This window comes from Streptomyces sp. NPDC085460, from assembly GCF_044541975.1.
Taxonomy (GTDB): Bacteria; Actinomycetota; Actinomycetes; order Streptomycetales; family Streptomycetaceae; genus Streptomyces.
In genome coordinates this window covers 76,474-98,751 of the sequence record NZ_JBITTO010000005.1, presented here as the reverse complement: position 1 = coordinate 98,751, position 22,278 = coordinate 76,474, and the positions used below count along the sequence as shown (strand labels likewise).

At 73.3% G+C, this 22,278-nt stretch carries 15 protein-coding genes; 4 read left to right on the top strand and 11 right to left on the bottom strand.

Annotated features, from left to right (window positions below; genetic code table 11):
* Nucleotides 1-41 precede the first annotated feature (41 nt).
* From ACIGHB_RS14265 to ACIGHB_RS14240, 6 genes are all read right to left on the bottom strand, one after another.
* On the bottom strand, nt 42-1,769 hold the full coding sequence (locus tag ACIGHB_RS14265; protein ID WP_399912922.1) for a carbohydrate-binding module family 20 domain-containing protein: 1,728 nt from the start codon (nt 1,767-1,769) through the stop codon (nt 42-44).
* A 141-nt stretch (nt 1,770-1,910) separates the two neighbouring features.
* On the bottom strand, nt 1,911-2,978 hold the full coding sequence (locus tag ACIGHB_RS14260) for a LacI family DNA-binding transcriptional regulator (RefSeq protein WP_360311956.1): 1,068 nt from the start codon (nt 2,976-2,978) through the stop codon (nt 1,911-1,913).
* Complete coding sequence (locus ACIGHB_RS14255; protein WP_399912918.1) at nt 2,966-4,618, bottom strand: alpha-amylase family glycosyl hydrolase; 1,653 nt, start codon at nt 4,616-4,618, stop codon at nt 2,966-2,968. Before ACIGHB_RS14255 ends, ACIGHB_RS14260 begins: the two co-directional genes overlap by 13 nt.
* Nucleotides 4,619-4,668: 50 nt before the next feature.
* Nucleotides 4,669-5,508, bottom strand: coding sequence for a carbohydrate ABC transporter permease (locus ACIGHB_RS14250; RefSeq protein ID WP_360311988.1), 840 nt, complete (start codon nt 5,506-5,508; stop codon nt 4,669-4,671).
* 26 nt (nt 5,509-5,534) lie between these two features.
* On the bottom strand, nt 5,535-6,548 hold the full coding sequence (locus ACIGHB_RS14245; RefSeq protein ID WP_360311952.1) for a sugar ABC transporter permease: 1,014 nt from the start codon (nt 6,546-6,548) through the stop codon (nt 5,535-5,537).
* A gap of 19 nt (nt 6,549-6,567) precedes the next feature.
* Entirely contained in the window at nt 6,568-7,845 is a 1,278-nt protein-coding gene (locus ACIGHB_RS14240; RefSeq protein WP_399912916.1) for an extracellular solute-binding protein, read from the bottom strand.
* A gap of 435 nt (nt 7,846-8,280) precedes the next feature.
* Between ACIGHB_RS14240 and ACIGHB_RS14235 the strand changes: the two genes are divergently transcribed.
* Together ACIGHB_RS14235 and ACIGHB_RS14230 are read left to right on the top strand one after the other, a co-directional pair.
* Nucleotides 8,281-9,309 (top strand): LacI family DNA-binding transcriptional regulator, encoded by a 1,029-nt coding sequence (locus ACIGHB_RS14235; protein ID WP_360311948.1) that lies wholly within the window; start codon nt 8,281-8,283, stop codon nt 9,307-9,309.
* Nucleotides 9,310-9,406: 97 nt separating this feature from the next.
* Complete coding sequence (locus ACIGHB_RS14230; RefSeq protein ID WP_360311946.1) at nt 9,407-10,318, top strand: phosphatase PAP2 family protein; 912 nt, start codon at nt 9,407-9,409, stop codon at nt 10,316-10,318.
* Here the strand turns inward: ACIGHB_RS14230 and ACIGHB_RS14225 are convergent.
* Together ACIGHB_RS14225 and ACIGHB_RS14220 are read right to left on the bottom strand one after the other, a co-directional pair.
* Nucleotides 10,302-11,867, bottom strand: a complete 1,566-nt coding sequence (locus ACIGHB_RS14225; RefSeq protein WP_399912912.1) for an amidohydrolase — start codon at nt 11,865-11,867, stop codon at nt 10,302-10,304. The genes ACIGHB_RS14230 and ACIGHB_RS14225 overlap by 17 nt on opposite strands.
* Nucleotides 11,780-13,315: an APC family permease gene (locus ACIGHB_RS14220; protein WP_360311942.1), complete on the bottom strand. Its 1,536-nt coding sequence runs from the start codon at nt 13,313-13,315 to the stop codon at nt 11,780-11,782. Before ACIGHB_RS14220 ends, ACIGHB_RS14225 begins: the two co-directional genes overlap by 88 nt.
* 133 nt (nt 13,316-13,448) lie before the next feature.
* On the opposite strand from ACIGHB_RS14220, the gene ACIGHB_RS14215 reads away from it, so the two are divergent.
* Complete coding sequence (locus tag ACIGHB_RS14215) at nt 13,449-14,054, top strand: TetR/AcrR family transcriptional regulator C-terminal domain-containing protein (RefSeq protein ID WP_360311940.1); 606 nt, start codon at nt 13,449-13,451, stop codon at nt 14,052-14,054.
* Nucleotides 14,055-14,155: 101 nt separating this feature from the next.
* Here the strand turns inward: ACIGHB_RS14215 and ACIGHB_RS14210 are convergent, their stop codons facing one another.
* The 3 genes from ACIGHB_RS14210 to ACIGHB_RS14200 form a co-directional block, all read right to left on the bottom strand.
* Nucleotides 14,156-15,352: an FAD-dependent oxidoreductase gene (locus ACIGHB_RS14210; protein WP_360311938.1), complete on the bottom strand. Its 1,197-nt coding sequence runs from the start codon at nt 15,350-15,352 to the stop codon at nt 14,156-14,158.
* Between the two features lie 126 nt (nt 15,353-15,478).
* Complete coding sequence (gene sigJ / locus ACIGHB_RS14205) at nt 15,479-16,420, bottom strand: RNA polymerase sigma factor SigJ (RefSeq protein ID WP_399912907.1); 942 nt, start codon at nt 16,418-16,420, stop codon at nt 15,479-15,481.
* Between the two features lie 109 nt (nt 16,421-16,529).
* Complete coding sequence (locus tag ACIGHB_RS14200) at nt 16,530-19,517, bottom strand: bifunctional [glutamine synthetase] adenylyltransferase/[glutamine synthetase]-adenylyl-L-tyrosine phosphorylase (protein WP_399912904.1); 2,988 nt, start codon at nt 19,515-19,517, stop codon at nt 16,530-16,532.
* 667 nt (nt 19,518-20,184) lie between these two features.
* On the opposite strand from ACIGHB_RS14200, the gene ACIGHB_RS14195 reads away from it, so the two are divergent.
* Entirely contained in the window at nt 20,185-22,275 is a 2,091-nt protein-coding gene (locus ACIGHB_RS14195; protein WP_399912901.1) for a PIG-L family deacetylase, read from the top strand.
* The last annotated feature ends 3 nt before the right edge of the window (nt 22,276-22,278 follow it).

Sequence of the window (22,278 nt, the reverse complement as noted above, 5' to 3'; positions counted from 1 at the left end):
GGGGCCGCCCCGGTCGGGGCGGCCCTGCGGAGCGAGGGGGCTCAGCTGCGGAAGGTGTCGTTCAGGACGATCTGGCCGGAGGCGGGGACGGTCGCGGTGCGGTTGGCTCCGGACTCCCAGGTGACGTTCCCGGCGGCGTCCTTGCGGACGTACTTGTACTCGAAGACGGTCCCGGCGGGCAGGGCGACCGTCAGTTTCCAGACGGGGTAGGCGGCCGGGTCGAGCTTGGGGGCGGCGGCGGGGGCCCAGTTGCCGAGTTCGGGGCGGTTGCCGACGACGTGGATGTTCTGGCCCATCACCGTGGTGGCGGTGGCGTGGAAGGCGGCGCCCGCGGTGGCGGGGGGCGTGGTGGGAGGGGTGGTGGGCGGCGTGGTGGGGGTGGTGCCGCCGCCGCAGCTCGTGGCGCCGGTGTGCAGGGCGAGCGCGGTGTTGGCGCCGAGGGTGGCGGTGAACTGGCCGTTCGCGCCGACGGTGACCGGGGTGTTCGACTGGACGTCGCAGTAGGTGCCGGCCGGCAGGGAGGTCTGGAAGGCGCGGGTGAGCGCGGAGGACTCGTGGTTGATCGCCACGTACGCCTTGGAGCCGCGGCCGAACGCGATCGCGTTGCCGCCGTTGTCCCACCAGTTCGTGACGGCCTCGCCGCGGGCGGTGTTGCGGAAGGCGACCATGGAGGAGATCTCGCGCCAGGCGTGCTGGCACTTCCAGCCGTCGGTGTAACAGGCGTTCACCTGACCGCCGCCCGGCGGTCCGGCGTCCTTGTCGGTCCACTCGTAGCCGGAGTGGACGTCCGGGGAGCCGTAGGGCCAGGCGAGCATGAAGACGGAGGCGAGGGTGTAGTTCGCGCCGTCCTTGTAGCTCAGGGTGTCGCCGCCGCGCTCGGTGTCGTGGTTGTCGACGAAGACGCCGGACCGGCCGGAGGGCATGTAGCCCCAGGACTCGCCGAAGTTCTTGAGGTAGGCGAGCTTCTCGTTCTGGAGGACCCGCTTGAGGTCGCGGGCGTAGCGGAACTCCTGGACGTCGCCGCTGCCGAGGTACTCGCTCGGGGAGACGGCCTCGCCCGCCCCGAAGATGGCCTCGTGCTTCCAGTAGACGTCCGGGTCGGTCAGCCGGGTCTTGATGTTCGCGAGGTCGGCGGCCGGCATGTGCTTGGCGGCGTCGATGCGGAACCCGTCGACGCCCAGCGAGAGGAGGTCGTTGAGGTAGCCGGCGATCTTCCCTCGGACGTGCTCCTCGCCGGTGTCGAGGTCGGGGAGGCCCACCAGTTCGCAGTTCTGGACGTTCCCGCGGTCCTGGTAGTTCGAGATGGTGGCCCGGCAGTCGTCCATGTCGGAGCCGGAGTAGAGGCCGGGGTAGTCGTACTTGGAGAACGGGGTCCCGCCCGTTCCGGTGCCGGAACCGTTGGCCATGTGGTTGATGACCGAGTCGGCTATGACCTTCACGCCGGCCGCGTGGCAGGTGTCCACCATGCTCTTGAAGGCGGCGCGGTCCCCGAGCCGGCCGCCGATCCTGTAGCTGACGGGCTGGTACGAGGTCCACCACTGCGAGCCCTGGAGGTGCTCCTGGGGCGGGGAGACCTGGACGTAGCCGTAGCCGGCCGGTCCGAGGCGGTCGGTGCACTCCCGGGCCACCGAGGCGAACTTCCACTCGAACATCACCGCGGTGACGTCCTTGGTCCCCGGCGGCGTGGCCTGGGCCGGGGCGTTCACCGTGACGGCCGCAGCGGCTCCCGCCACGAGGGCGAGTGCAGCGGCCACGGTCCTTCTTGCCATGCTTCCTCCTGTACGACGTCCCTGTCGCGTGCGAGAGCTGTTCGCAAGAAGTTGCCGAAATTCTCAGCAACTGTTTTCAGCCGCGACCGTAGGGGCGTACAGGCGTGCGGTCAATACTTCCGGCACCGCGATCGCAAGGGATTACGCAAGGAGTTGCGGCGGCTGCGCGGTGGATCCGCGCACGACCAGCTCCGGCTGGAAGACGAACTCGGTGCGCTGCACCGGGCTGCCCTCGATCTCCTCCAGGAGCGCGCCGACGGCCGCCGTCGCCATGGCCTGCACGGGCTGGCGCACGGTGGTCAGCGGCGGGTCGGTGAAGGCGATCAGCGGGGAGTCGTCGAAGCCGACGACGGAGACGTCCCGGGGCACGTCGAGGCCCCGGGCGCGGGCCGCCCGGACGACGCCGAGCGCCATCAGGTCGGAGCCGCAGACGATGCCGGTGCACCCCTCGTCGAGGAGGATCTCGGCGGCGGCGTGCCCGCCCTCGACGCCGAACAGGGTGGGCCGCACGAAGCGTTCGGCCTCCGCCCGCTCCACGCCGAGCACCTCGTAGAGCTCGGCGGCGAAGCCCTCCGCCTTGCGGCGCGAGGGCACGTACCGGGTGGGGCCGATGGCCAGGCCGATGCGTTCGTGCCCGAGCTCGGCCAGGTGCCGCACGGCCATCCGGGCGGCGGCGCGGTCGTCCGGGGAGACGAAGGTGGCGTCGATCCGCTCGTGGTAGCCGTTGATGAGGACGTACGGCACGCCCCGCTCGGTCAGCCGGGCGTACCGCGCCGGGTCGGCGGAGGCGTCCGCGTGCAGCCCGGAGAGGAAGACGATGCCGGCCACCCCGCGCTCGACGAGCTGGTCGACCAGCTCGTCCTCGGTGGCGCCGCCGGGCATCTGGGTGCAGAGCACGGGCGTGTATCCGTGCCCGGCGAGGACCTGCTCGACCACCTGCGCGAAGGCGGGGAAGATCGGGTTGGTCAGCTCGGGCACGACGAGCCCGACGAGGCCCGCGCTCCGGCGTTTCAGCCGGACGGGACGCTCGTAGCCGAGCACGTCGAGCGCCGCGAGGACCTTGTGCCGGGTCGCGCCGGCCACCCCCGCCTTGCCGTTGAGGACACGGCTGACGGTGGCCTCGCTGACCCCGGACTGGGCCGCGATGTCCGCGAGCCGCGGGGCGCCGTTGCCGGTGCCCCGCGGCGGGGGGATCGTCACACCGCCCACCAGACGGTGGTGTCGGCGGGGATCTCCACCTCGTCGTCCACCGTGCGGACTTCCTCGTTGGAGAGGAGATACCGGCCGGGCAGCGGGACGGAGATGGCCCGGCCGGTGGTGTTGGCGGTGCAGACGAAGCCGTCGCGGCGGAAGGAGAGCACACCCTCGGGTGCCTCCAGCCACTCCACGGCCTCGCCCGCACCGAGTTCGGGGCGCTCGCGGCGGACGGCGAGCGCGCTGCGGTACAGCTCCAGGGTGGAGCCGGGGTCGCCGGTCTGGGCCTCGACGCTCAGCCCGCCCCATGCGGCCGGCTGCGGCAGCCAGGAGCCGCCGTCGCCGAAGCCGTACGAGGAGCCCTCGGCGGTCCACGGGATCGGCACCCGGCAGCCGTCGCGGAAGCCGTCCTGGCCGGTGGCGCGGAAGAAGGACGGGTCCTGGCGGACCTCGTCGGGCAGGTCGGTGACGTCCGGCAGGCCCAGCTCCTCGCCCTGGTAGATGTAGGCCGAGCCGGGCAGCGCCAGCATCAGCAGCGTCGCGGCGCGGGCCCGGCGCAGGCCGAGCGCGCGGTCGCCGGGGGTGCGCAGCTGGGTGCCGAGGCCCGCCGGGTTGGCGAAGCGGGTGGCGTGCCGGGTGACGTCGTGGTTGGAGAGCACCCAGGTGGTGGGGGCGCCGACCGGGCGCATCGCCTCCAGCGAGGCGTCGATGACGGTACGCAGCTCGGTGGCGTCCCAGTGGGTGCCCAGGTACTGGAAGTTGAACGCCTGGTGCATCTCGTCGGGGCGCACGTAGTTGGCGGTGCGCTCGACGGTGGGGGTCCACGCCTCGGCGACGAGGACGCGCTCGCCGTCGTACTCGGCGAGGATCTGCCGCCAGGAGCGGTAGATCTCGTGGACGCCGTCCTGGTCGAAGAAGGGCATGACGTCGTTGCCGAGCAGCTTCAGCTGGTCGTGGGCGCCGATGTCGGGCAGGCCGGGGGCCTTGACCAGGCCGTGGGCGACGTCGACGCGGAAGCCGTCGACGCCCATGTCCAGCCAGAAGCGCAGGATCGAGCGGAACTCGTCGCGCACGGCCGGGTGGTCCCAGTCGAAGTCCGGCTGCTCGGGGGCGAAGAGGTGGAGGTACCACTCCCCGTCCTCGACCCGGGTCCAGGCGGGGCCGCCGAAGATGGACTCCCAGTCGTTGGGCGGGAGTTCGCCGTTCTCGCCCTTGCCGGGGCGGAAGTGGTAGCGGTCGCGCAGCGGGGAGCCGGGGCCCTCGCGCAGGGCGCGCTGGAACCACTCGTGCTGGTCGGAGGAGTGGTTCGGGACCAGGTCCACGATGACGCGCAGGCCCAGCCCATGGGCCTCGCGGATCAGGGCGTCGGCGTCGAGCAGCGAGCCGAACATCGGGTCGATGGCCCGGTAGTCGGCGACGTCGTACCCGGCGTCGGCCTGCGGGGAGGCGTAGAAGGGGGAGAGCCAGACGGCGTCGACGCCGAGCTCCTTGAGGTACGGCAGCCGGCTGCGGATGCCCACCAGGTCGCCCATGCCGTCGCCGTTGCCGTCGGCGAAGCTGCGCGGGTAGACCTGGTAGATCACCGCGTCTCTCCACCAGCCCGTGTCGGTGCCGGTGGTCGGGGCGGCGGCGGGGGTGGCGAGGTGCTGGGTCATGTCTTCCCTGGGAGGTAAGGAGGGGCGTACGGGATCGGCGTCCAGCGCCGTCAGCCCTTGACGGCGCCGGCGGACATGCCGGTGACGAGGTGGCGCTGGGCGAAGAGGAACACCAGGGCGGCGGGGATGGCGATGAGGACGGAGGCCGCCGTCATCGGACCCCACTGGGCCCCGTACTGGTTGACGAACTTCTGCAGACCGCCGGCGAGCGTCAGGTTCTCGTCGCCGACCATGAAGGCGGAGGCGTAGGCGACCTCGCCCCAGGCGGTGATGAAGGAGTAGAAGGCGGTGACCGCGATGCCCGGCTTGGCGAGCGGCAGGATGAGCCGCCAGAAGGTGCCGAAGGGGGTGAGCCCGTCGACGTACCCGGACTCGTCGATCTCGCGCGGGATGCCGTCGAAGAAGCCCTTCATCATCCAGGCGCAGAACGGGACGGCGATGGTCAGGTAGGTGATGACCAGGCCGGCCGACTGGTTGAGCAGCCCCAGCGACGCCATGATGTTGTAGATCGGCACGATGAGGACGGCGACCGGGAACATCTGCGTGATGAGCAGGGTCCACATCAGGCCGCGCTTGCCGGCGAAGCGGAAGCGGCTGACCGCGTAGCCGGTGGTGGCGGAGATGAAGACGCCGACGACGGTGGTGAGTCCGGCGACGAGGAGCGAGTTCCCGAACCAGGTGAGGAACGGGGTGTCCCTCAGCAGGTTCGTGTAGTTCTCGAACGTCGTCTCCTTGAAGAAGTCCGTGGTGGTCGCGTACTTCGCCGGCTTGAGCGAGGTCAGCAGGACCCACAGCACCGGGAAGACGGCGATGACGGAGGCGACGATCAGGGTGAGGTGCAGCGCGACCGAGGCGAGCGGCGAGCGGCGGCCCCGGATCGGGGCGTTCATCGCCTGGGGGGCGGGGTTCGTGGTGGTCACCAGACTTCTCCCTGCTTGCGGAGGACGCGCTGGTAGATCGCGGCGAAGATCATCAGGAGCACCAGGATGAGGACGCCCCACGTGGACGACTGGGCGAAGTCGCGCGGGCTGATCTCGAAGGAGAACTTGTACGCCTGGGTGACGAGGATCTGGGTGGCCTCGCCGGGTCCGCCCCGGGTGAGCAGGAAGATCACCGGGAACATGTTGAAGGTCCAGATGGTGGAGAGGAGGACCACCGTCGTGGAGACGGACCGGAGCCCCGGCATGGTGATGTTCCGGAAGCGCTGCCAGGCGTTGGCGCCGTCCATCTCGGCCGCCTCGTAGAGCTCGCCGGGGATGGACTGGAGACCGCCGAGGAGGGCGACCATCATGAAGGGGATGCCGAGCCAGACGTTGACGGCGATGACGGAGAACTTGGCCCAGGTGGGGTCGTTCAGCCAGGGCAGGCCGTCCATGCCGACGCCGGAGAGGATCTGGTTGAGCATGCCGCGGCGCTCGTCGTAGAGGAAGCGCCAGGCGAAGACCGAGACGAAGCCGGGGACCGCCCAGGGGAGGATGAGCATCATCCGGTAGGCGGAGCGGCCGGCGATCTTGCGGTTGAGGATGTTGGCGAGGGCCAGGCCGAGGGCGAAGGTGATCGACACGCAGGCGACGGTCCACAGGACCGTCCAGCCGAGCGTGGCCCAGAACTGGCTGCCGTTGATGGCCGTGACGTAGTTGTCCAGGCCGACGAACTCGTAGGTGGCCGGGATCTCGTTGACGCCGATGCTGCGCGCGACGTTGCGCTCGTTGGCGTCGGTGAGCGACAGGTAGATGCCGCGGATCAGCGGGTAGCCGATGATCACGGCGATCACGATCACCACGGGGGCGACCATGGCCCACGCGTACCAGTGGGTGGCGAGGGAGCGCTTCGGCGCCCGTCGCTTCGGACCAGTCCCGCGGCTCCGGCCGCGGGCGACGCTGTCGCCCGCGGCCTTCGCCACCGACTGGCTGGGGGTGTCCACAGCCATCAGCCGGTCAGCCTTCCTCTTACTTCCAGTCCTTGAGGAGCTTGCGGTAGCCCTCGCCGACCGTCTTCGCTCCCTGCTCCGGGGTGGTCTGGCCGGTGAGGACCTTGGTGTACTCGGTGACGAGCGGCGCGAACAGGCTGCCGCCCTCCGGGATCCAGGGGCGCTCGACGGCCTTCTCGACGACCGGCTTGAAGAAGCCGACCTTCTCGTTGCCCGCGACCTCGGACTCCAGGTAGACGGACTGGCGGGTCGGGAGCAGGCTCAGCTCCTTGGTGACCTGGGTCTGGACCTCGGCCGAGGACATGTACTCGGCGAAGGCGTAGGAGGCGTCCAGGTTCTTGGAGCCGGCGTAGACGGCGAGGTTGTGGCCGCCCTGCGGGGCGCCCTGGCCGCCCGACCCGGCCGGGACCGGGGCGATGCCGAGGTTGGCCTTGTCCGCGAACTCCTTGCCGGCGTACGTGTCGGCGAGCGCCCACGGGCCGTTGATCATCATCGCGACCTTGCCGTCCTTGAAGGCGGCCTGCATGTTGTCCCAGCCGTTGGTCGCGTCCGTGATCGCGGCCTTGGAGTCGACGAGGTCCTTGACCGTCTTGAACGCCTTGACGCCGGCCTCGTTGTCGATGGTGATCGTCTTGTTCTCGGCGTCGACCATGTCGCCGCCCTCGCCGTACAGGAAGGAGAGGAACCAGTAGGCGTCGTCGCCGCGGAGGTACAGGCCGGACTTGCCGGTCTTCTCCTTGATCTTGGCGGCGGCGGCCTTCAGCTGGGTGATGTCCTTCGGGGCCTCGACACCGGCCTCCTTGAGCAGCTTCTTGTTGTAGAAGAGGCCCATGGAGTCGATGACCTGCGGGACCGCGTAGGTCTTGTCCTTGTACTTGGTGGAGGCGGCGGCCTGCGCCAGGAAGTCGTCCTGGTTCTTGAGCGCCGGGGTGCCGTCCAGCGGGGCGAGGTAGCCGAGGTCGGCGAACTCGGGGGTCCAGGCGACCTCGGAGCGGATCACGTCGGGGGCGCCGGAGCCGGACTGCGCGGCGTTCTTGAACTTGTTCTGGGCCTCACCGAACGGCACGTTCACGTACTTGACGGTGACCTTGGGGTGCTTCTTGGTGAAGCCCTCGGCGAGCTTCTTGAAGACCTTGTCCTCGGAGCCGACCGTGGAGGTGTCCCACCACGTCACGGTGCCGGAGAGCTCGCCCGAGCTCTTCGAGGCGCCGTTGGAACCGCTGTCGCTCCCGCCGCACGCCGCCAGGGTGACGCCCAGGGCCGCGACCAGCGCGGTGGCCGCTATGCCACGCCGCATGTGAACTCCTTCAACATGATCCCGGGGAGACGAGGGGCTGGAACCTTCCTCATTGCGACCGCTCCCTCGCGGCGCTCCGGGTTGCCAGGAACGTAACAGGGATGAAAACGAGCCGAAAGACCTTGCTGGAAATTTCTGCAAGGGCCGGGGATCGTTACATCGGCGTGTCCCGAAGGTTGCCGTAGGGCCGCTTGACAGCGGCGCGGAAGCGATCCTTCCTCCCTTTCGCCCGGATTCTCCGGCCCGCGGCGGCCCGGATCGGCCCGGCAAGCACCCTCACCACCGCGCGGAACGGCCCCTTCCGCAGCAACCGTCACCCCCGTCCCACCGCAAGACCTGCAAGACCTTGCGGAGTCCTGACGGCCGGCCTTGCGGCGAGCGAGGGCCTCCCCCACTGGTGGGCAATACGCGCTGTGACCGGTACAGTCCACTCTCATGACCGCGCGGCTTGCCGACATCGCAGCCCAGGCGGGGGTCAGTGAAGCCACAGTCAGCCGCGTGCTCAACGGCAAGCCCGGTGTGGCCACCGCCACCCGCGAATCCGTCCTTGCCGCGCTCGACGTGCTCGGCTACGAGCGACCGGTACGGCTGCGCCAGCGCAGCGCCGGCCTCGTCGGGCTGATCACCCCCGAACTGGACAACCCCATCTTCCCGGCCCTCGCGCAGGTCATCGGGCAGGCCCTGACCCGCCAGGGCTACACCCCGGTGCTCGCCACCCAGACCCCCGGCGGGTCCACCGAGGACGAGCTCACCGACATGCTGGTGGAGCGCGGGGTGGCCGGCATCATCTTCGTCTCCGGGCTGCACGCCGACACCACGGCGGACACCTCCCGCTACGACCAGCTGCGCGGCAAGGGCGTCCCGTACGTCCTCATCAACGGCTTCTCCCCCAAGGTGCAGGCGCCCTTCGTCTCGCCCGACGACCGGGCCGCGATGCAGCTGGCCGTCACGCACCTCGCCGCCCTCGGCCACACCCGGATCGGGCTCGCCGTCGGGCCGAAGCGGTTCGTGCCGGTGCTCCGCAAGATCGAGGGCTTCCAGAAGGGGATGCGGGACCGGCTCGGTCTCACCCCGGAGGAGTCCGAGGAGCTGATCCAGCACTCCCTCTACACCCTGGAGGGCGGCCAGGCGGCGGCCGCCGCCCTGATCGCCAAGGGGTGCACGGCGGTGGTCTGCGCCTCCGACATGATGGCGCTCGGCGCGATCCGCGCGGCCCGGCAGCAGGGGCTCGACGTGCCGAGGGACGTCTCCGTCGTCGGCTTCGACGACTCCCCTCTCATAGCCTTCACCGATCCGCCGCTCACCACCATCCGGCAGCCCGTGCAGGCCATGGGGCAGGCGGCGGTCCGCGCCCTCCTGGAGGAGGTCGGCGGCACTCCGGCCCCGCACTCGGAGTTCGTCTTCATGCCGGAGCTGGTGGTCCGCGGTTCCACGGCCTCCGCCCCGGCGCCCGCCCGCGCGTAGTCCCCGGGTACCTCGTCCCTGAGTCGGAGAGGGTGCGCCGCACACCCGACCGGGGGATGATCGGTCGGGGGGCGTGGATCTGGCAAACTCTCTGCCTATGGGTGAAGCGACCGTGAAGAGTTTGGACGACCGGACGACCCCGTCGTCACCCATCGTGGCCGACGGCCGGTGGGCGTGGCTGCGTGCGCGCAGCCCCCGGCGTCCCCGCATCTGGTTCGAACTGCTGCTGATCGCGGTCAGTTACTGGGTGTACTCGCTGATCCGCAACGCGGTGCCGGAGCAGAAGGCCGAGGCGCTGAGGAACGCGGACTGGATCTGGCGGACCGAGGAATCCCTCGGCCTCGCCTTCGAGCACGCCGTGAACCACGCCGTGAACTCGGTGACATGGCTCATCGTGGCGATGAACTACTACTACGCGACGCTGCACTTCATCGTCACCATCGGTGTGCTCGTCTGGCTGTACCGATGGCAGCCGGGCCGTTACGCCGCGTTCCGTACGGTCCTCTTCGCCACCACCGCCGTGGCCCTGGTCGGCTACTACCTGTATCCGCTCGCGCCGCCGCGGCTCATGGAGAGCATGGACTTCGTCGACACGGTCCTGGTGCACAACACCTGGGGCTCGATGGCCTCGGGCGACCTCAAGCACATGTCGAACCAGTACGCGGCGATGCCGTCGATGCACATCGGCTGGTCGACCTGGTGCGGCCTGACGATCTTCTTCCTGGCGAAGGCGCCCTGGGCCCGCATCCTGGGCCTGCTCTACCCGGCGGCGACCCTGGTCGTGATCGTCGCGACCGCCAACCACTTCTGGATGGACGCGGTCGGCGGCTGGATCTGCCTCGGCTTCGGCTTCGCCGTCGCCTACTTCTGGTACGGCACCTGGCCGCACCGCCTGTCGAAGCGGGTGGAGCCGATGACCGCCGTCGCGCCGGCGGCGTCCGCCCCCGCGCGGGGGACGGACGCGCCCGAGCCCGCGGACCGCGAGGAGCCCGTCAGCTCCGGAAGGTGATCCGGCCGCCGCTGACCGTGAGCTGGACCGGGGCCCCCGCCGTTTCGTCGGCGGGGGCCTCCGTCGGATCCAGGGCGAGGGCGGTCAGATCGGCGCGCAGTCCCGGGGCGATCCGCCCGGTCAGCGTCTCCTCCCCCGCCGCGCGGGCCGCGTGGGTCGTCATGCCCTCCAGGGCCATCAGGCCGGTGAGGCCGTGGCGGGCCGAGGCGGCGCCGCGCGGGGCGCGGGCCGTGGCGAGGACCTGCCGGGCGTCGTAGTGGGCGATCGGCCAGTCCGAGCCGAGCGCGAGCACGGCGCCCGCCTCGCGCAGGTCGCGGCAGCGCCAGGCGCGCGCCGCCCGCTCCTCGCCGAGCCGCACGGACCACTGGTCGGTGTGGTCGGCGCGGGTGTACGCGGTGTGCGGGGGCTGCATCGAGGCGGCGACGCCGAGGGCGGCGAAGCGGCCGAGCTGGTCGTCGGGGACGGTCTCGATGTGCTCGATCCGGTGGCGGGGGCCGCCGGCGCCGAGGGTCGCGACCGTGTCCAGGACGTGCCGGACGGCGGCGTCGCCGATGGCGTGGGTGGCGGTGCCGACGCCGGCCCGGTGGAGCCGGCGGACGGCGGCGGAGTACGCCTCCGGGTCGGGCCAGAAGGCGTCGGTGCCCTGGCCGTGGCAGTCGGCGTGTTCCAGCCAGGCGGTGCCGCCCTCGACCGTGCCGTCCATGAAGAACTTCACGCCGCCGACGCGCCAGTTCCGGCCGGCCCGCTCCTGGAGCCCGATCAGGGCGGCCAGGTCCTCCTCCGTGGCGCCCGGCATGCACCAGGGCGCGAGCCGGAGCCGTACCGGCAGGTCGCCGTCCTCCTCGATCGCGGCGAGCAGGCCGGGCACGTCGTGGCCGCCGAGGTCCATCACGTGGGCGGTGGTGAGGCCGGTGGCGGCCATGGCGGAGAGCAGCGCGACGAGCCGGTCGCGGCGCTCGGCGTAGGGGGTGACGGGCAGGACCGGGGTCAGCAGGTCCATGGCGGCGTGCTCGATCAGGTGCCCGGTGGGGCGGCCCTGCGCGTCGCAGACGATCTCGGAGCGCTGGTCGAAGGCCCGGGGGCCCTCGATGCCGGCGGCCGTGAGGGCGGCGGCGCTGACGAGGGCGGAGTGTCCGTCGTAGAGGCGGAGGTAGGCGGGGGCGCCGCCGAGGACGTCCTCCACGAGGTCGCGGTGGATCGGGCGGCCCCCGAACACGTTGTGGTCGAGCCCGAAGCCGAGGATCCAGCCCTCGCGGCGCCCGGCGTCCCGCAGCGCGGCGCGGAGCCCGTCGAGGTCGGTGACGGCGGAGAGGTCGGTGCCGGTGGCCATCTCCAGGCCCCAGACGGGGTGGCTGTGGGAGTCGGTGAGGCCGGGGACGAGGGTGGCGCCGGCCAGGTCGACGGTCTCGGTGCCGGGTCCGGTCCAGTCGCGGGCGTCGGCGGTGGAGCCGACGGCGGCGATCAGTCCGTCACGGACGGCGACAGCGGTGTGGCCGGTGAGCTCGGGATCGCGGACGCGGGCGTGGAGGAGGACGAGGTCGGCGGACATGCGGGGGTCTCTCCCTGGGGGGTGGGTTCGGCGGCGAAGCGGGCGTAGACCTCGGGGCGGGTGCGGCGCAGCCGGCGCGCCAGCAGCAGGCCGAGGACGAAGACGGCGGGGACGAGGGCGACGAGCACGGTGTTGACGGTGGTGGAGGCCGCCGTGAAGAGCTCGATGTTGGCGGTGACCAGGAGGATCGCGCCGGCGAGCAGGACGAAGGCGGCGACCGGGGCGACCAGGGTGCGCCAGACGCCCTCCTGGTGCGGGGTCTTCCGGAAGAAGCAGGGCACGGCGAGCGCGGCGAGCAGCTGGAGGACCATCAGGCCGAGCATGCCGGGGGTGTTCACCCAGAGCAGCAGCTGCTGGTACGGGTCGGCGCCGGCGAGCGCGAAGGCGAGGACGACGACGGCGCCGAGCACGGTCTGCGCGGCCCCCGCGAGGTACGGGGAGCGGTGGCGGGGGTGGATCCGGCCGAGGGCCTTCGGGAGGACGCCTTCCTCGGCGAGGGCGAGGGTGTAGCGGTTGATGGCGTTGTGGAAGGCGAGGAGGGAGGCGAGGACGCTGGTGACGATGAGGACGTGCATCAGGTCGGCGGCCCAGGCTCCGACGTAGGTGGTGATGGCGGCGAAGAAGAGGCCGCCGGGGTCGTCGGCGGCTGCCTGGACGACCTTGTCCTCGCCGAACGCCTGGATGACGGTCCAGACGACGAAGGCGTAGAAGAGGCCGAGGAAGGCGACCGCGAGGTAGGTGGCGCGGGGGACGGTGCGGTCCGGGTCGCGGGCCTCGCGGCGGTAGATGACTGTGGACTCGAAGCCGGTGAAGGCGGCGAAGGCGCAGGCCAGGACGGCGGCGGTGCCGCCGGTGAGGACGTGGGCGGGGGCCAGTCCGGCGATCGAGAGGCCGTCGGCGCCGCCGTCGAGGAGGACGCCGCCGGCGAGCAGGACGAGGATGCCGGTCTCGGCGACGAGGAGGACGCCGAGGACCTTGGCGCCGAAGTCGATCGAGCGGTAGCCGCCGTACCAGATGACCAGCAGGCCGGCGAGGGAGACCGGGAGCCAGGGGATGTCGAGGCCGAAGGCGGCGGCGGTGTCGGAGGTGGCGGAGCCGAGGAGGCCGTAGACGCCGATCTCCATGCCGTTGTAGCCGAGCATGGCGACGAGGGCGGCGGCGATGCCGAGGGGGACGCCGAGGCCGCGGGTGATGTACGCGTAGAAGGCGCCGCCGGAGCGGACGTGCCGGCTCATGGTGGTGAAGCCGACGGCGAAGACGGTGAGGGTGACGCCGGCGAGGAGGTAGCCGACGGGGGCGCCGATGCCGCCGAGCAGGATGGCGACGGGGGCGACGCCAGCCATGACGGTGAGCGGGGCGGCGGCGGAGACGACGAAGAAGGTGATGTCGCTGGTGGTGAGCGTGCCGGTGCGGAGTCCTGGCGGCTGGTCGGGGGTGGTTCCGGGCATGCGGGGGGAAGCCCTTCCGTGGCAGGGGGTTCCGCGGGAAGCGAAACCTAAAGGCTTTCGGTTGCCGCAATGTAACCTCGGCCTCGTCCGCGGGGGAAGACCCGACGGGAACCTGAACAGGGAGTGACCTCGCATGGGCCGGCCGCGCAGACCCCTCCTCGACCGGGAGCGGATCACCACCACGGCGCTCGCGGTCGTCGACGAGCTGGGCGATCTCAGCGTGCCGCAGATCGCGAAGCGGCTCGGGGTCCAGACCGCCTCCGTCTACCACCACGTGGACGGGCGGGACGGCATCATCGAGCTGATGCGCGAGCGGGTGGCCTCGGCCATCGACGCGGAGGCGCTGACCCGGGGCCCGTGGGAGTCCGGCATGGCGGCCTGGGCCCGCTCCTACCGGGCCGCGTTCGCCGCGCACCCCCGGGCGATCCCGCTGCTCATGACCTCGCCGGTGCGGGCCCCGATGGTCCTCGGCCAGTACGAGCGGGCGGTGACGCTGCTGCTCGACGCGGGCTTCGCGCTGCCGGACGTCATGCCGGTCATCATCGGCCTGGAGAACCTGGTGCTGGGTTCGGCGCTGGACCTCGCCGCGCCGGAGGCGATGTGGGAGGTGGCCGACGAGACGGTCACCCCACGCCTGGCCGCGGCCCTCGGCGCGGCCCCGGAGGGCCACGCCGACCACGCCTTCGAGCTGGCGCTCGCGGGTTATCTGGCGCACGTCCGGGGGCTGGTGGCCCCGTAGCGGACGGTTCGCGCCGGGCGGGCCCGGAGCCGGACGGTTCGCGCCGGGCAGGCCCGTAGGGGACGGTTCGTGCCGGACGGGCCCGTTACGCCTCGCCGCCGTCAGGCGGTCGCCTCCGCCGGGACGGCCTCCCCGAGCGCCCGCCGGGCCGGTCGCCGGCGGCGGGAGGGCAGGCCCATGGTCGGGTGGGCGACGCCCCAGACGGCGCTCTTGCAGATCAGCTCCTTGTAGCGGGCGGCGGTGCGGCCGGTCAGGGCCTTCTCCTTGGCCCGGTCGCCGGCCGTCACGAACTGGATCAGGCCCTCCTTGCGGCCCAGCGAGACGCACTGCTGGAAGTAGCGGATCGCGACCCGGGGCACCTTGACGCCCGCCAGCCGGGCGGCGAGGGCGTCGGCGGCCTGCCAGGCCATGGGGACGCCGGAGGCGCAGGACATGCGCAGCGGCCTGCCCTCGGGCCCGGCGGCCAGGGCCGCGTCGCCGACGGCGTAGACGTCGGGGTGGGAGACCGAGCGCATGGTGGCGTCGACCGCGATCCGGCCGTCGGCGGCGAGCTCGAGGCCGGTGGCCGCGGCGATGGGGTGGACGGCGAAGCCGGTGGTCCAGACGGTGACGTCGGCCGGGACGGCGGTGCCGTCGGCGGTGGTGACCCGGTCCGCGGCCACGGCGGCGACCGTCCGGTGCTCGTGGACGGTGATGCCGAGCCCGGCGACGACCTTCCGCAGGTGGGCGCGGCCCTTCTCGCCGAGCCAGTCGCCGAGGGCGCCGCGGACGACCAGGGACACGTCGAGGTCGGGGCGGCTCTCGGCGATCTCGGTCGCGGCCTCCAGACCGGTCAGGCCGCCGCCGACCACCACCACGGTCCGGCCGGCCTCCAGGGCGGCGAGCCGGGCGCGGAGCCGGAGGGCGCCGGGGCGGCTCGCGAGCTCGTGGGCGTGGTCGGCGGCGCCGGGGACGCCGCCGTCGTCCCAGCCGCTGCCGAGGGCGTAGACCAGGGAGTCGTACGCCAGCTCCTCGCGTCCGGCGGCGCCGTCCACGGTGACCGCCTTGCGGTCGACGTCGACGGCGGCGACCCGGGCGAGCTTCAGCTCGACGCCGGTCCCGGCGAACATCTCGGCGAAGGGGCGGGGGGTGAGGTCCTGGCCGGCCGCGAGCTGGTGCAGGCGGACCCGCTCGACGAAGTCGGGCTCGGGGTTCACCAGCGCGATGCTCACCCCGTCGCGCCGCAGGCGGCGGGCGAGGCGGCCGGCGGCGACGGCTCCGGTGTAGCCGGCTCCGAGGACGACGATGCGGTGCTGCATGACCGAACTCCTGTCTGCGCGGGGTCCGCGCCGTTTCTCCGGCGTGGTCTCGCCCCTTGAACCAGGCGGCCCCGCGTTCCCTGACAGGAATCCGATGTGACCTGCGTCACACCCCTCGGTGGGGGGTCAGTAGACGAACAGCGGGGCCTCGTGCTCCTCCGCGGCCCAGCGCTCGGTGGCGCGGTCCAGCTTGTCGGGGTTGACCTGGCTGCGGACGGCGGCGATGCCGCCCGGGGTGACCTCCAGGCAGGTGATGGCGACGACCCGGCCGTCCACGACGGCGACGAGCGCGGGGCCGCCGTTCGCGGTGGAGGCGTAGAAGGCGGGCGAGCCGCCGACCAGCGCCCGCTTGGCGTCGCTCGGCTTGAAGAGGCCGCGCAGGAAGGTCGCGACCGCGACCGCGCCCTCGAAGGCCCTCGCGCGGGCGGGGACCTTGCCGCCGCCGTCGCCGACGGCCGCCGCGTCCTGGGTGAGCAGCTCGATGAGGGGTTCGGTACGACCGCTGGTCGCGGCGGCCAGGAACTCCTCGACGATCCTGCGGGCGGCGGCCCCGTCGATCTCGGTACGGGCCCTGCCCTCCGCGACGTGCTTCCTGGCGCGGTGCAGGATCTGCTGGCTGGACGCGGTGCTGATGTCGAGGATCTCGGCGATCTCCCGGTGCGGGTAGCCGAACGCCTCGCGGAGCACGTAGACCGCGCGCTCGGCCGGCGTCAGGCGCTCCAGGAGGACGAGCACGGCGTACGAGACGGACTCGCGCTGTTCGGCGGTGTCGGCGGGGCCGAGCATCGGGTCGCCGGCGAGCAGGGGTTCCGGGAGCCACTGCCCCACATAGGTCTCGCGGCGGGCGCGGGCCGAAGTGAGCTGGTTGAGGCAGTAGTTGGTGAGCACCTTGGTGAGCCACGCCTCGGGCACCTCGATGCGCCCGGTGTCGGCGGCCTGCCAGCGCAGGAAGGTCTCCTGCACGGCGTCCTCCGCCTCGGCCGAGGAACCGAGCATCCGGTAGGCGATGGCCTCCAGCCGGGGCCGGGCCACCTCGAACGTGTGCACGTCGCTCATGATCAGGGCCATGCCGCGATCGTATCCGGCCGGGCCGGGCCGGGCCCGGACGGATACGGGTCCGGGCCCCGTCGGCTCAGGCGCCGTAGGGCCCGGGCGGATACGGTCCGGCCCCGTCGGCTCAGGCGCCGTAGAAGAGGTCGTCGACGACCGCGCGGGCCCGGCGGGTGATGCGGCGGTAGTCGTCCACCATCTCGCCGACATGGCCGGGGCCATAGCCCAGGTAGCGGCCCACGGCGGCCAGTTCGCGCGGGTCGGAGGGGAAAGTGTCGCCGGGGCGGCCGCGCACCAGCATGACCGCGTTGCGCACCCGGGTGGCGAGGACCCACGCCTCGTCGAGGGTCTGCGCCTCCTCGGTCGGGATCAGGCCGGCGGCGTGCGCGGCGGAGAGCGCGGTCCGGGTACGTGTGGTGCGCAGCCCCGGCTCGGACCAGCCGTGCCGCATCTGGAGCAGCTGGACGGTCCACTCGACGTCGCTGAGGCCGCCGCGGCCCAGCTTGGCGTGGAGGGTGGGGTCGGCGCCGCGCGGCAGCCGCTCGGACTCCATGCGGGCCTTGAGGCGGCGGATCTCGCGGGCCGCGTCCTCGCCGAGGCCCTCGGCGGGGTAGCGGAGCGGGTCGACCAGCTCGATGAACCGCTGCCCGAGGTCGGCGTCGCCGGCCATCGGGGCGGCGCGGAGCAGCGCCTGGGACTCCCAGACGAGCGACCAGCGGCGGTAGTACGCCGCGTAGGAGGCGAGGGTGCGGACCATGGGGCCGCTCCTGCCCTCCGGGCGGAGATCGGCGTCGATGAGCAACGGCGGGTCGGTGGTGGGGAGCTGGAGGAGCCTGCGCATCTCGGTGACGACCCGGTTGGCGACCCTGGCGGCCTCCTGCTCGTCGACGCCCTCGCGCGGTTCGTGCACGAAGAGGACGTCGGCGTCGGAGCCGTAGCCGAGTTCGTGGCCGCCGAAGCGGCCCATGCCGATGACCGTGAAACGGGTGGGGAGTTCGTCGCCCCACTCGGCGCGGACGGCCGCCCGCAGCGCGCCGGCGATCGTGGCGGCGTTGAGGTCGGTGACGGCCTCGCCGACCCGGTCGACCAGCGCGCCGGGGTCGGAGGTGCGGGGGCTGTCCTCGGTGCCGTACGAGTCGATGAGGTCGGCGGCGGCGGTACGGAACAGCTCGCGGCGGCGCACCCCCCGGGCGGCGGCCACGGCCTGCTCGGCGTCGTCCGCGCGGCCCACGGCGGCGAGGACCTCCTGCTCCAGGTGGTCCCGGCCGCGCGGCCGCAGCCCCCCGGGGTCGCCGAGTATGGCGACCGCCTCGGGGGCGCGCAGCAGCAGGTCGGGGGCGAGCCGGCCGGCCGAGAGGACCCGGGCGAGGTTCTCGGCGGCGGCGCCCTCGTCGCGGAGCAGCCGCAGGTACCAGGGGGTCTTGCCGAGGGCGTCGGAGACCCGGCGGAAGCCGAGGAGGCCGGCGTCCGGGTCGGCGGAGTCGGCGAACCAGCCGAGCAGCACCGGCAGCAGATGGCGCTGGATGGCGGCCTTGCGGCTGACCCCGGAGGCCAGCGCCTCCAGGTGGCGCAGGGCGGCGGCGGGGTCGGCGTACCCGAGGGCTTCGAGGCGCTGTCCCGCCGCCTTCGGGCTGAGCCGGATCTCGCCGGGGGCGAGCTGGGCGACGGCGTCGAGCAGCGGCCGGTAGAAGATCTTCTCGTGGAGGCGGCGGACGACGGAGGCGTGCCGCTTCCACTCCTTGTTCAGCGCGGCGACCGGGTCGGTGCGCAGGCCGAGCGAGCGGCCGAGGCGGCGCAGGTCGTCCTCGCCCTCGGGGACGAGGTGGGTGCGGCGCAGCCGGTACAGCTGGATGCGGTGCTCCATGGCGCGCAGGAAGCGGTACGCCTCGTCGAGCTGGGCCGCGTCGGCGCGGCCGACGTAGCCGCCGGCGGCGAGGGCGGCGAGCGCGTCCAGGGTGGAGCCGCTGTGCAGGGTGGCGTCGCTGCGGCCGTGCACCAGCTGGAGGAGCTGGACGGCGAACTCGACGTCCCTGAGGCCGCCGGGGCCGAGCTTCAGCTCGCGGTCGACCTGGGCGACCGGGATGTTGTCGACGACCCGGCGGCGCATGGCCTGCACGTCGGTGACGAAGTTCTCGCGCTCGGCGGCCTGCCAGACCAGCGGGGAGACCGCGTCCACGTACGCGACGCCGAGCTCGGGGTCGCCGGCCACCGGCCGGGCCTTGAGGAGGGCCTGGAACTCCCAGGTCTTCGCCCAGCGCTGGTAGTAGGCGAGGTGGGAGGAGAGGGTGCGGACGAGCGGGCCGTTGCGGCCCTCGGGGCGGAGGTTGGCGTCGACCGGCCAGATGGTGCCCTCGACGGTGGTCTCGGAGCAGATCCGCATGAGGTGGGAGGCGAGCCGGGTGGCGGCCTGGATCGCCTTGGCCTCGTCGGCTCCCTCCACGGGCTCGCCGACGAAGATGACGTCGACGTCGGAGACGTAGTTCAGCTCGTGGCCGCCGCACTTGCCCATGGCGATCACGGCGAGCCGGCACTGGGCCGCGTCGGCGGGTGCCGCCGCCCGGGCGAGGGCGAGCGCGGCCCGCAGGGTGGCGGTGGCCAGGTCGGCCAGCTCGGCGGCGGTCTGGGCGACGTCGGTGGTGCCGCACACGTCCCTGGCCGCTATCCCGAGGAGGCAGCGGCGGTAGGCGACCCGCAGGGACACCGGGTCGGTCGCCTCGGCGAGCCCCCGCTCGAACTCGGTGATCCCCGGGTGCAGATCGGCCGCCTCGTAGGTGACCAGGGTCGCCCAGTCCCCCGGGTGCCGGGCCAGGTGGTCGGCGAGCGCCTCCGAGGCGCCGAGGACCCCGAGCAGCCGGTCCCGGAAGGGCTTGGCGGAGAGCAGCGTGGTGGTGAGCGTCTGCCGCTCGGTCTCGGGCTGCGCCTCGACCAGCCGGACCAGGCCGCGCAGGGCGAGGTCGGGATCGGCGGTGGCGCCCAGCGCGTCGAGCAGGACCGGGTCGCCGCGCAGGGCGGCGAGCTCGGGGAGGTCGAGCAGCCGCTCGGCCCCGGACGGATCGGTGAACCCGTGCCGCAGCAGCCGTGAGAACGTACTGCTCCTGCGCCCCGGCACCGTCATCTCCGCCGCTCCCTCCAGCCCCGCACGCCCGACGGATCGAGCCTATCCGCAGCGAGCGGACCGGGCGTGCGCGACGGGCAGGGAGCGGCAAGGAGGGGCGGGGCCGGCGTACGGGGGGAGCCGGGAGGTCCGTACGGGGGGGAGCCGGGAGGTCCGTACGGGGAGGAGCCGGGAGGTCCGTACGGGGAGGAGCCGGGAGGTCCGTACGGGGAGGAGCCGGCGGGCCCGTACGGGGAGGAATCGGCGGGCCCGTACGGGAGGAGCCCGCAGGCCCGTACGGGCGGAATCGGCAGGCCCGTACGGGAGGAGCCCGCAGGCCCGTACGGGCGGAATCGGCAGGCCCGTACGGGAGGGGTCGGCGGGCCCGTACGGGAGGGGTCGGCGGGCCCGTACGGGAGGGGTCGGCGGGGTGGCCGGAAACCGTTCTCACCTGCCCGGATCCGGTACGGATCACACGTGACGTCGGGCACATCGGGCCCTTTTCGGAACCCTTCGGCGGCTCCGGCCCTGTACCCATGTGAGTCGTTCGTCCCGTCGCCGTCGCGGTCGCGAACCGCCGTCGCTCTCCGACGCTCCCCCGTCGCCCAGGTAGAGAAAGCCCTCCCCCGCCATGTCCGTCCGCCGTCCCTCCCGCCTCATACGCCCCTTCCGTCACCGCCGGTCCGTCATGACCGCGGCGACGGTCGCCGTGCTGACCGGCGGGACCCTCGCGGGCGTGCTCACGGCGACGTCCGCCACGGAGGAGGCGCACGGCGCGGCCGTCGCCCCGTCGTCCACCACCGCCGCCGGGGAGCCCGCCCCCGACCCGCGGCCGAGCCGCCAGGCCGTCCAGGGCGTGGCCCAGGAGCCGGCCCGGGGCGGCCGCGGGCAGGCGGGGAAGGACGACCGCGCCGCCGCCCCGCTCGCCGTCGTCCAGTTCGTCTCCCACCCCGACGACGACCTGTACTTCATGAACCCGGACACCGCGCAGTCGCTGGCCGACCGGGTCCCGCTGACCACCGTGTACATGACCGCGGGCGAGTCGAACGGCGTCAACGCCCGCTCGGGCAAGGCCGCCGCCGCCACCCTGCCGGACAAGCCCGCCTTCGCCGAGGCCCGGCAGAACGGCATACGCGCCGCGTACGCCGAGATGGCCACCGGCGACCGCACCAGCCCGTGGGTGCGGAGCGTGATCCCCACGGCCGGCGGCGGCGCGGCCGAGCTGGACACCCTGCGGGCCCGGCCCGAGGTGCGGCTGGTCTGGCTCCAGCTGCGCGAGGCCGGCTCGACCTCCGCCGACCGCCCGGTGAGCCTGCGCGGCCTGTGGCACGGGCGGATCACCGCGCTCCCCTCGCAGCTCTCCTCCGGCACACCGGTCGGCGCGGACTTCGCGTACTCCAAGGAGCAGGTCGTCGCCACGCTGACGGGGCTGCTCGACCGCTTCCGGCCGACCTTCGTGCGCACCCTGGACCCGACGCCCGGCACCCACGAGAAGACCGGGCGGCTGCGGGACCACCAGGACCACGCCTACGGGGCGCGGTTCGTGCAGGCGGCGCTGGCCCGGTACGCGGAGCGGCCGGGGAACCCGCGCTTCGGGGTGCAGAGCTACATGGGCTACCCGAACACGGATCTGCCCCGCGCCCTGGACAGCCGTACCGCCGAGGAGAAGCTGCGCAGCCTGGAGACGTACGCCTGGCTGGACGGGGCCGACTGCGGCAGCCCGGCGGGCTGCGGCGACCTGAAGGCGTCGGGGCGGCCGAGCGGGCGCGGCTGGACGGGGACCGTGCGGTACGCGCGCGGCTCGTCGACCGGCTGGCTCCAGCCGGCCGCGGACGGCGGGCTGCTGGCCTTCGGCGTCCAGGACGGGCGCCTCGCGACCTGGCACCGGGCGCCCGGCGGCGCCTGGCAGGGTCCGGAGCTGCTGGCCGGCGGCGGTCTGGACGGCGGGGTCAACACCGTACGGCTGCCCGACGGGCGGATCGCGGTCTTCGGCACCCGGACCTCCTTCGAGGGTCCGGCCGGCTACCGGCGCGAGGTCGTCGCGGTCGAACAGACCGCGCCGGGCGGCCGGTTCGGGGCGTGGCGCTCGCTGGGCACCCCCGGGCAGCGGGACGAGGCCGACCGGACGCCGGACATCAGCGCGCCCGCCGTGACCGTGGACGGCACCGGCCGGGTCTCGCTCTTCCTGCGCGACGGCGACCACCGGCTCGCCGGGCGCGAGCGGACGCCGGGCGGCGCCTGGGGTCCGTGGCGGAGCCTCGGCGGGGCCGATCTGCACGGCGACCCGGTGGCGGCGACGGACACCCGGGGGCGGACGTACGTCTTCGCGGGCACCCCGCACTCGGTCCTGATGTGGACCGGCGCGTCGGACGGCGGCCCGGTGGCCGGTCCGCTGCCGACCGGGCTGCCGGCGACGACGCTGGCGCTGAGCGCGGGCCCGGCGCCGACCGGCGACGGCATCCGGCTCTGGTCGCGCGTGCCCGCCACCGGCGAGCCTCAGGCTGCCGACTTCACGGGCACCGCCCGGCTGGCCCCGGTCGTCCCGCCGGCCGGCGGCATCGCGGGCTTCGGCCCGGTGAGCGCGGCGGACGGCCTGGTCGCGGCCCGCTCCAGGACCGGGCGGCTCGCCGTGGCCCCGCTCCCGGGCGGCGGCACCTGGCGGCTGTCCGGCTTCCCGCTGGCGGGCGCCCCGGCGGCGGGACCGGGCGGGGTGGCCGCCCTCGGTCAGGACGGCCGCCTCCACTGGACCCCGGGCCCGGCGCCGAGCCCGCGGACCTGACGG

Bases quoted from the DNA above. Each gene is read 5' to 3' on its own strand.
- ACIGHB_RS14265 (WP_399912922.1), bottom strand. From the start codon at position 1,769: ATGGCAAGAAGGACCGTGGCCGCTGCACTCGCCCTCGTGGCGGGAGCC.
- ACIGHB_RS14255 (WP_399912918.1), bottom strand. From the start codon at position 4,618: ATGACCCAGCACCTCGCCACCCCCGCCGCCGCCCCGACCACCGGCACC.
- ACIGHB_RS14250 (WP_360311988.1), bottom strand. From the start codon at position 5,508: ATGAACGCCCCGATCCGGGGCCGCCGCTCGCCGCTCGCCTCGGTCGCG.
- ACIGHB_RS14245 (WP_360311952.1), bottom strand. From the start codon at position 6,548: ATGGCTGTGGACACCCCCAGCCAGTCGGTGGCGAAGGCCGCGGGCGAC.
- ACIGHB_RS14240 (WP_399912916.1), bottom strand. From the start codon at position 7,845: ATGCGGCGTGGCATAGCGGCCACCGCGCTGGTCGCGGCCCTGGGCGTC.
- ACIGHB_RS14235 (WP_360311948.1), top strand. From the start codon at position 8,281: ATGACCGCGCGGCTTGCCGACATCGCAGCCCAGGCGGGGGTCAGTGAA.
- ACIGHB_RS14230 (WP_360311946.1), top strand. From the start codon at position 9,407: ATGGGTGAAGCGACCGTGAAGAGTTTGGACGACCGGACGACCCCGTCG.
- ACIGHB_RS14225 (WP_399912912.1), bottom strand. From the start codon at position 11,867: ATGTCCGCCGACCTCGTCCTCCTCCACGCCCGCGTCCGCGATCCCGAG.
- ACIGHB_RS14220 (WP_360311942.1), bottom strand. From the start codon at position 13,315: ATGCCCGGAACCACCCCCGACCAGCCGCCAGGACTCCGCACCGGCACG.
- ACIGHB_RS14215 (WP_360311940.1), top strand. From the start codon at position 13,449: ATGGGCCGGCCGCGCAGACCCCTCCTCGACCGGGAGCGGATCACCACC.
- ACIGHB_RS14210 (WP_360311938.1), bottom strand. From the start codon at position 15,352: ATGCAGCACCGCATCGTCGTCCTCGGAGCCGGCTACACCGGAGCCGTC.
- sigJ (WP_399912907.1), bottom strand. From the start codon at position 16,420: ATGGCCCTGATCATGAGCGACGTGCACACGTTCGAGGTGGCCCGGCCC.
- ACIGHB_RS14200 (WP_399912904.1), bottom strand. From the start codon at position 19,517: ATGACGGTGCCGGGGCGCAGGAGCAGTACGTTCTCACGGCTGCTGCGG.
- ACIGHB_RS14195 (WP_399912901.1), top strand. From the start codon at position 20,185: ATGACCGCGGCGACGGTCGCCGTGCTGACCGGCGGGACCCTCGCGGGC.